General features: G+C 67.7%; 8 protein-coding genes. 5 read left to right on the top strand and 3 right to left on the bottom strand.

Features of this window, described 5'->3' with window-relative positions:
- The first annotated feature begins 148 nt into the window (after positions 1-148).
- The 4 genes from mptB (at position 149) to WBF82_RS00185 (ending at position 4,632) form a co-directional block, all read left to right on the top strand.
- On the top strand, positions 149-1,855 hold the full coding sequence (gene mptB / locus WBF82_RS00200; protein ID WP_424381101.1) for a polyprenol phosphomannose-dependent alpha 1,6 mannosyltransferase MptB: 1,707 nt from the start codon (positions 149-151) through the stop codon (positions 1,853-1,855).
- Positions 1,852-2,796 carry an ABC transporter ATP-binding protein gene (locus tag WBF82_RS00195; protein WP_424381100.1) on the top strand — a complete coding sequence of 315 codons (945 nt, stop codon included), beginning with the start codon at positions 1,852-1,854 and terminating at the stop codon, positions 2,794-2,796. The genes mptB and WBF82_RS00195 overlap by 4 nt, the downstream gene beginning before the upstream one ends.
- Positions 2,793-3,575 (top strand): ABC transporter permease, encoded by a 783-nt coding sequence (locus WBF82_RS00190; RefSeq protein ID WP_424381099.1) that lies wholly within the window; start codon positions 2,793-2,795, stop codon positions 3,573-3,575. Before WBF82_RS00195 ends, WBF82_RS00190 begins: the two co-directional genes overlap by 4 nt.
- 112 nt (positions 3,576-3,687) lie before the next feature.
- Complete coding sequence (locus WBF82_RS00185; protein ID WP_424381098.1) at positions 3,688-4,632, top strand: COX15/CtaA family protein; 945 nt, start codon at positions 3,688-3,690, stop codon at positions 4,630-4,632.
- On the opposite strand, the gene WBF82_RS00180 is transcribed toward WBF82_RS00185, so the two are convergent.
- A complete protein-coding gene (locus WBF82_RS00180; protein WP_424381102.1) occupies positions 4,582-5,214 on the bottom strand; it encodes a hypothetical protein in 633 nt (210 codons plus the stop codon). The genes WBF82_RS00185 and WBF82_RS00180 overlap by 51 nt on opposite strands.
- A 31-nt stretch (positions 5,215-5,245) precedes the next feature.
- On the opposite strand from WBF82_RS00180, the gene WBF82_RS00175 reads away from it, so the two are divergent.
- The gene (locus WBF82_RS00175) at positions 5,246-6,223 is read left to right on the top strand and encodes a quinone oxidoreductase family protein (protein ID WP_424381097.1); all 978 of its coding nucleotides are present in this window, start codon (positions 5,246-5,248) and stop codon (positions 6,221-6,223) included.
- A 17-nt stretch (positions 6,224-6,240) separates the two neighbouring features.
- Here WBF82_RS00175 and WBF82_RS00170 read toward each other — a convergent pair whose 3' ends face one another.
- On the bottom strand, positions 6,241-7,869 hold the full coding sequence (locus tag WBF82_RS00170; protein ID WP_424381096.1) for a PPE family protein: 1,629 nt from the start codon (positions 7,867-7,869) through the stop codon (positions 6,241-6,243).
- A 364-nt stretch (positions 7,870-8,233) separates the two neighbouring features.
- Positions 8,234-8,421 (bottom strand): WXG100 family type VII secretion target (locus WBF82_RS00165; RefSeq protein ID WP_424381095.1); only part of this gene is annotated, 188 nt, incomplete at its 5' end.

Below are 8,421 nucleotides of genomic sequence, written 5' to 3'. Positions count from 1 at the left end.
GGTCTGGCCGTCGTGCGTCGAAGCTGCGGACGCAACGTCAGCGCCGTTCACGTCCGACCGGAATTTCACAACACAAGTGTGACAAAATTCCGGCCCCGGGTCCAGCGGGTGCGGTCAGCGTCACCGCCCGGGCGGCTACGCTGCTGTGATGGCAGCCCGCCACCAGCCGCTGAGTTCGTCGATTGCGCGCCTGCACGGCGACGAGGTGCCGGTAGGCCAGCCGCTCAACGACGCCGAGATGGTCGCGCTGCGTCGCACCAGAGTGTTCGGTGCCACGGGCACGGTGTTGATGGCCATCGGCGCGCTGGGGGCCGGCGCCCGGCCGGTGGTCCAGGACCCCACGTTCGGGGTTCGGCTGCTCAACCTGCCGTCGCGGATCCAGACGGTGTCGCTGACGATGACCACCACCGGCGCGGTCATGATGGCGCTTGCCTGGCTGATGCTGGGCCGTTTTGCGCTGGGCCAACGGCGCATGTCTCGCGGCGATCTGGACCGCACGCTGTTGTTGTGGGTGCTGCCGCTGCTGATCGCACCCCCGATGTACAGCAAAGACGTCTACTCGTATCTGGCGCAAAGCCAGATCTGCCGGCTGGGTCTCGACCCTTATCGCGTCGGTCCGGCGACCGGTTTGGGCCTCGACCACGTCTTCACGTCGTCGGTGCCCAGCCTGTGGCGGGAGACCCCTGCGCCCTACGGGCCGCTGTTCTTGTGGATTGGCCGCGGAATCTCGGCGTTGACCGGCGAAAACATCGTGGCCGCTGTGCTGTGCCACCGGCTGGTGGTGTTACTCGGCGTCGGCCTGATCGTGTGGGCGACGCCGCGGCTGGCCCGCCGCTGCGGGGTCGCCGAGGTCAGCGCGCTGTGGCTGGGGGCGGCCAACCCGCTGCTGATCATGCATTTGGTCGCCGGCATCCACAACGAAGCACCGATGCTCGGGCTCATGCTGGCCGGCACCGAGTTCGCGCTCCGCGGAATCGACTCCGCGCGACCGCTGGTGCCCCGGCCCTGGCCCAGCCTGCGCACCCACTGGCCGGACTGGGCGCCGCTGGGCATGCTGCTGGCCGGCGCGATCCTGATCACGTTGTCCTCGCAGATCAAGCTGCCGTCGCTGCTGGCGTTGGGTTTCGTCGCGATGGCGCTCGCCTGGCGCTGGGGCGCCAACCTGCGGGCATTCCTGTTGGCGGGCGGGCTGATGGCCGGGCTGACGCTGGCGGTGATGGCCGCGGTCGGCTGGGCCAGCGGGCTCGGCTTCGGCTGGATCTACACGCTGGGCACCGCCAACGTAGTGCGCAGCTGGATGTCACCGCCGACGCTGATCGCCCTGGGTACCGGTCAGGTGGGGATCCTGCTGGGCCTGGGCGATCACACCACCGCCGTGCTGTCGCTGACCCGTGGCATCGGCGTGTTGATCATCGCGGTGATGGTGGGTTGGCTGCTGATGGCGGTGTTGCGTGGCCGACTGCACCCGGTCGGCGGCCTCGGGGTCGCGCTGGGCGGGACGGTGCTGCTGTTTCCTGTGGTGCAGCCGTGGTACTTGCTGTGGGCCATCATCCCCATGGCCGCATGGGCGACCCGGCCCGGCTTCCGGATAGCGGCGATCACCGTCACGATCGTCGTCGGGGTCTTCGGGCCGACGGCCAACGGCGACCGTTTTGCGCTGTTTCAGATCATCGATGCGACCGTGGCCAGCACCGTCATCGTGGCGCTGCTGATCGCGGCGACCTATACCCGCCTGCCGTGGCGGCCGCTGCCGAACGCCGAGCCAGCACCCGAGACGTCGACGCCGGATGTGCTGCCCGGCAGCGAGACCCCGCAGCCCGCCCCCGTGCCCGGCGCATACGCTAAGTCCTCGTGAGCCAGGCCGTCCAAGTCCCCGTGCGGTTGCGCGGGGTGTCCAAGTCGTATGGCTCGGGGACGGCCGCTACCAGGGCGGTCTCCAACCTCGACCTCGAGGTCGATCCCGCCGAGGTGTTGGCGTTGCTGGGCCCGAATGGCGCCGGCAAGACCACGACGGTGGAGATGTGCGAAGGGTTCGTCCGCCCCGATGCGGGCACCATCGAGGTGCTCGGCCTGGACCCGATCGCCGACAACGCGCGGCTACGACCGCGCATCGGCGTGATGTTGCAGGGCGGCGGCGGCTATCCCGCGGCCCGGGCCGGCGAGATGCTCAACCTGGTGGCTTCCTACGCCGCCGACCCGCTGGACCCGCAATGGCTGCTGAGCACACTCGGCCTGACCGAGGCGGCGCGCACCACCTACCGACGGCTTTCCGGTGGGCAGCAGCAGCGACTCGCGCTGGCCTGCGCGTTGGTCGGTCGACCCGAACTGGTCTTCCTCGACGAGCCCACCGCGGGCATGGACGCGCATGCCCGGCTATTGGTGTGGGAGCTGATCGACGCGCTGCGCCGCGACGGCGTGACCGTGGTGCTGACCACCCACCAACTCAAGGAGGCCGAGGAACTCGCCGACCGACTGGTCATCATCGATCACGGGGTGACCGTCGCGGCCGGAACACCGGCGGAGCTGACCCGCAGCGGCGCCAAGGACCAGCTTCGGTTCAGCGCCCCGCCACGGCTCGACCTGTTCCTTCTGGTTTCTGCCTTGCCGGAGGCTTACCGGGCCTCCGAGGTGGCCCCGGGTGAGTATCTGGTGGAAGGCCCGGTGGACCCGCAGGTGCTGGCGACCGTAACGGCATGGTGTGCCCAGATCGACGTGCTGGCCACCGACATGCGTGTGGAGCAGCGCAGCCTGGAAGACGTGTTCTTGGAGTTGACCGGCCGGGAGTTGCGCGCATGACGTCCAGCGAATCTGTTTTTCCCGCAGGCATTTTCAGCCCTGACCCGCGCCCCGCTGCGGTGCCGCGGATGCTGGCCGCGCAGTTCGGTTTGGAGCTGAAGCTGCTGCTGCGCAACGGTGAACAGCTGCTGCTGACCATGTTCATTCCGATCACGCTGTTGGTTGGGTTGACGTTGCTGCCGCTGGGATCCTTCGGCGCCAACCGCGCCGGCACCTTCACGCCGGTGATCATGGCGCTAGCGGTGATCTCCACGGCGTTCACCGGCCAGGCCATCGCGGTGGCGTTCGATCGCCGCTACGGCGCGCTCAAACGGCTCGGCGCTACCGCGCTTCCGGTCTGGGGCATCATCGCGGGCAAATCGCTGGCAGTGGTCACCGTCGTATTCCTGCAAGCAATCATCTTGGGCGCCATCGGGTTTGCGCTTGGTTGGCGTCCGCATCCGGCTGGCCTGATATTGGGTGCGGTGATCATCGCGCTGGGGACCGCCGGCTTCGCCGCGCTGGGTCTGCTACTGGGCGGCACGCTGCGCGCCGAGATCGTGCTGGCGGTGGCCAACCTGTTGTGGTTCGTCTTCGCTGGGCTTGGCGCGTTGACCGTGGACACCGACCTGATCTCAGCCCCGGTCAAATGGGCCGCGCGGCTCACGCCGGCCGGGGCACTGACCGAGGCGCTGTCGCAGGCGATGAGCGTCTCGGCGGACTGGTTCGGCGTCGCCGTGCTTGTCGTCTGGGGCGGGCTGGCCGGGCTGGCCGCGCTGCGATGGTTCCGGTTCACCTGATTTTGCGGCGGACCGCTCGCGACACTGCAACCGCGCACACGACACGCCGACGAAGGTGCGCGTGGTTGCAATCTCGGCGACTCAGCCGCCCTACTACGTGGCGTAGTTTTCGTTGTCCTACGATCGGGCGATGCCCGTGCTGCCTGAACTTAGCGTGCGCACGCAGCGCGGCATCGCCGCGTTCGTCATCCTGACCCAGGGCGGTATCGCGGTCACCGGCGCGATTGTCCGGGTCACCGCGTCCGGGTTGGGTTGTCCGACCTGGCCGCAATGCTTTCCCGGCAGCTTCATACCGGTGGCCCACCCCGAAGTGCCTCGAATCCATCAGGCGGTCGAATTCGGAAACCGGATGATCACTTTCGCGGTGGTCATCGCTGCGATCCTGGCTGTGCTGGCGGTCAGCCGGGCCCGGCGACGCGCGGAAGTGCTGGTGTACGCCTGGTTGATGCCGGCCTCGACCGTGCTGCAGGCGGTGATCGGCGGCATCACCGTGCGGACCGGCTTGCTGTGGTGGACCGTGGCGATCCATCTGCTGACGTCGATGGCGATGGTATGGCTGGCAGTGCTGCTCTACGTCAAGGTCGGTCAACCCGACAACGCCGAGGCGACCAGCACGGTGGTCGCGCCGCTGCGCTGGCTCACCGCGCTCAGCGCTGTGACGCTGGCTGCCGTGCTGGTGACCGGCACCCTGGTCACCGCGGCGGGCCCGCACGCCGGCGACACCAGCCCCTACCGGACAGTGCCGCGGCTGAGGATCCAGATCACCACGCTGGTGCATGCCCATTCGTCGCTGCTGGTGGCCTATCTCGCGCTGGTGGTCGGCCTGGGCTTCGGGTTGCTCGCGGTGCGGGCAGCCCGCCCGATCCTGCTGCGACTAGGCGTATTGGTCCTGCTGCTGTTCGCTCAAGCCACCGTCGGCACTGTGCAGTTCTTCACCGGAGTGCCCGCCGCGCTGGTGGCGGTACATGTCGCGGGCGCGGCGGCGTGCACAGCCGCCACCGCCGCGCTATGGGCGTCGATGCGAGAGCGGACCCAGCCCCAGCCGATCGAGAGCTGATTCGACGCAGACCGCGAATTGCCGCTGCCCGTCATCGCGCGCGGTGTCGTCGAGCAGCCCCCAACCCAGCGACGGCGCAACCAGATTCAGCCGGACCAATTCGGCATCCGCGGTGACATCGACGCGGGCGTAGAGCAGCTCGTCGGCTCGGACGCCGGCATGGTTGGCCGCCGCGCGCAGCGCCGCATACCCGACGTCCCACAATTCGAAATCGGCATCCACCGGCCGTTCCGCGGCGAACGCGTGCGACTGCACGCCGCCGAGGAAGACCAGCGCCGTCGTGTCCTTCCGTGCTGACGCGCGAACAGGCGCCCCGGCATTCCAGGCGATCACGTCCGGCGCGTTGAGCAGGTTGGGCACCCGCCTGGTCCAGGCCAGAAACTCGTCGAGCCGGCCGGTGTAATCGGTGGCCGTCCGCAGGATCACGAGATCGGCGTCCAGCGTTTCGGGGTCATCCCAGCACAGCCATCGGGCATGCAGACCCCGCTTGCGCAGCGCGGCGACCAGACCGGCGTCGTCGCCGGCCTTTGAACCGGCCAGCACGATGCGCGGATGACGAATGTCGGGCCGGGCCAACTTCATGCGGACTCCATGCTTGCGGATGATAGTCAGCATGCACGCAATCGAAGTCGCCGAAATCGGCGGTCCGGAAGTCCTCAGCTATGTCGAGAAGCCGCAGCCCTCGCCTGGTCCGGGTGAGGTGCTGATCAAATCCGAATCGGTCGGCGTCAATTTCATCGACACCTATTTTCGCTCCGGGCAGTATCCGCGGGATGTTCCGTTCGTGCTGGGCACCGAAGTGGCTGGGACGGTGGCCGCTGTGGGCGACGGTGTGACGACGCTCAACGTCGACGACCGGGTGGCCACCGCTGCAGCCTCTGGCGCGTACGCCGAATTCGCTACCGCACCAGCATTTTTGGTTGCACGTGTGCCGACAGCGGTTGATTTGGATGTGGCCGCGTCATCGCTGTTGAAAGGGATGACGGCGCATTACCTGCTCAAGTCGGTCTATCCGGTGACGGCGGGCGACGCGGTGCTGGTCCACGCCGGAGCGGGCGGAGTGGGGCTGATCTTGACGCAGTGGGCGACCAGCCTGGGGGTCCGGGTGATCACGACGGTGTCGACATCGGCCAAAGCCGAGCTGTCGCGGCAGGCCGGCGCGACCGATGTGCTGGACTACCCGGGCGACGACGCGCACGAATTCGGAAGGCGCATCCGCGAGCTGACCGACGGCGCGGGTGTGGCCGCGGTCTACGACGGTGTCGGCGCCAGTACGTTCGACGCCAGCCTGGCCAGCCTGGCCGTGCGGGGAACGTTGGCGTTGTTCGGCGCGGCCAGCGGCCCGGTTCCGCCGATCGACCCGCAGCGGCTCAATGCGGCCGGCTCGGTGTACCTGACCCGTCCGTCGCTGGCTCACTTCACCCGCACCGGCAACGAATTTACTTGGCGCTCAGGGGAATTATTCGATGCGATCGCCGAGGGTTCGATCAGCGTGACGGTGAGCAAACGCTATCCGCTGGCCGATGCCGCGCAAGCTCATCGCGACCTGCAGGGCCGCAAGACCGTCGGATCTGTCGTCCTGGCGCCCTAGTGGATGGCGGCGAGCCATCATGGGTGCCCGTCGGACTCCCAACTGCCCGGCATCATCGGCACCGTCGGTCCGCCGCCGAATTCATCGCCGGCAAGCGTGGCCAGCCCGGCGGCCTGTGCCACAGCCTCGCCGCGCACGGTGCCGGCAAAACCCAACGGTCCCGCCCCGTTGTCCGATGCCAGCGGCTGGTTATCCGCCGGCTCGCCCCAGTCGGGGTCCACGTCGATATTCATGTCGGCGAATTCGTCGCCGTGGTCGAGCATTATCGTGCGCCGACGTCGCCGCGCCTGTCGCTGGGCGCGTGCGGCCGCTGCCGCTGTCGCCGTCGCAATATCGGGATCCGGCGCTTTCTTCTTGGCGGCGGCGCTAGCGCTACTGCTCATTCCGGAGTTGAATCCGATTGGCGGCGGGCCGATTACATAGGGCGGCACAAAACCCGTCCCGCCCGCGGGAGGCAGCGCCGGCGGCGGTGCGGAACCGGCCGCGGTAGTCACCGCGGATGCAGCGGGCGCGGACGCGGTGGCCGGCGCAAGTCCTGCGGTCACCGGTCCGCCACCAGACGTGACGGCAATCGGCGCCGTCCCTGCCACCGGTAGCACATCGGGCGCGGCCACCAGCGGCAGCGCGTCAACCGCTGGCGGCAACGCGCCCAGGCCGGCCAGCCCGGCCAAACCGCCCGCAGACCCGAGCGGGGCGATCGCTAACCCGGCCGGCATGAACGGCGATATGAGCGGGTAGAAGATGGCCGGATAATCGTCGGGGCTGAGGACTGCCAGAAACGGGTTCGTCAGGATCGTCAACGGATCCGCAAGGACCTTGTTGATGATGTTCTCGACGAACCCGACCGGATTGGCTAGGAACTCAAAGACGTGGTCACCCCCGAACCCGAAGTAAAGGTCTGACAACACGGGGAACTTCGCCACGAAAGCCTCGACGATCGTTTGGGTGTACCCGACCGGATCCTGCAGGAAGGCCGGGAAACTGAAGTTTTGGATCAAGTTCACGAACGACGACTCCAGGTCGGACAGGTTCAGTGTGGACGCGTCATGGAGAAGCTGCTCGATCGCTTGGATGGCGTTGGAGACCGAGTCGCCGTAACTGGACGCCGGGTTCAGCACTGTCGGCGCCGGCTGGGTTTGCGGCGACGACGCCACGGCGGCGCTCGAGACTGCTTGATAGGTGCTCATCGTGGTGGCGGCCTGGATCCACATCCGGACATAGTCGGCCTCGTTGAGCGCGATCGGAATCGTATTGATGCCAAAGAAATTCGTTGCCAGAAGCACACCGTGGACCGCGTGGTTGGTAGCCAGCTCAGGTAGCGTGGGCATGGCCGCCAGCGCGGCGGTGTATGCGGCGGCCGCGGTTTCATGTTGGGCCCCCGCCGCTGCGCTGTTGGCGCTAGCTACCGTCAGCCACGCCAGATACGGCGAATGTGCTGCCGCATACGACTCCGCGCTGGGCCCCTCCCACGCGCCCGACCGAACCGCCGCCAAAACCGCAGTCAGTTCGTCTGCGGCCGAAGTGTATTCAACGCTCAGCGAATTCCACGCAGCGGCGGTCGCCAGCAAGGAGCCGGGTCCGGGACCGGCGCTCAGCAATGCCGAATGCACTTCCGGTGGCGACGCCATCCAGATCGGCGCAGTCATGTCTGACCGTGGCCGGCAACAGCCGCACCGTTAGGAACGGCCTGCGTCACTGCCACACACTCGCCCACCGGCGAGGCCCCTTTCGTCGAACACTGCCCGACCAATCGAGAAGACGGGGAGTTGCCGAAGGCCTCGCCACTTCGCCGCCGTCACCCCCCTAACGGACTAAGGATAGGGAAGGCTGCCCTAATTTAGCAAGCCTCTGCTGGGTATGCGCCGGTATCGGCGGTGGTGCTGGCGATTCGCCGGAATAAGCAGGCGCCGTACCAGGCGGCCCGACCGGCGCGCCGAGGCACAAAACTTGCTGGGAGCCGTGAAAGAACGATTAACCGCTAAGCAGTTTCGAGGGCGCAGGTTGCGAGGGTCAGCCGCCCCATTTGGCGCCTTCGGCTTGGTCGCGGGCCAGCATCGAGGTGGTGTTGTTCTCATGCGTGCCGGCCATCGCGCGATACGCCAGCACCAACTGCTCCATGGCCTGATTCCACTGGGCCTGCCAGGCCTGATAACTCATCCCGGTATCGCCCTGCCAACCCGCCGACAACGCCGCCTGCT

This window comes from Mycobacterium sp. (genome assembly GCF_049673265.1).
Lineage (GTDB): Bacteria > Actinomycetota > Actinomycetes > Mycobacteriales > Mycobacteriaceae > Mycobacterium.
The sequence above is the reverse complement of the archived record's forward strand: the minus strand, read 5'-3'. Positions and strand labels throughout refer to the sequence as shown.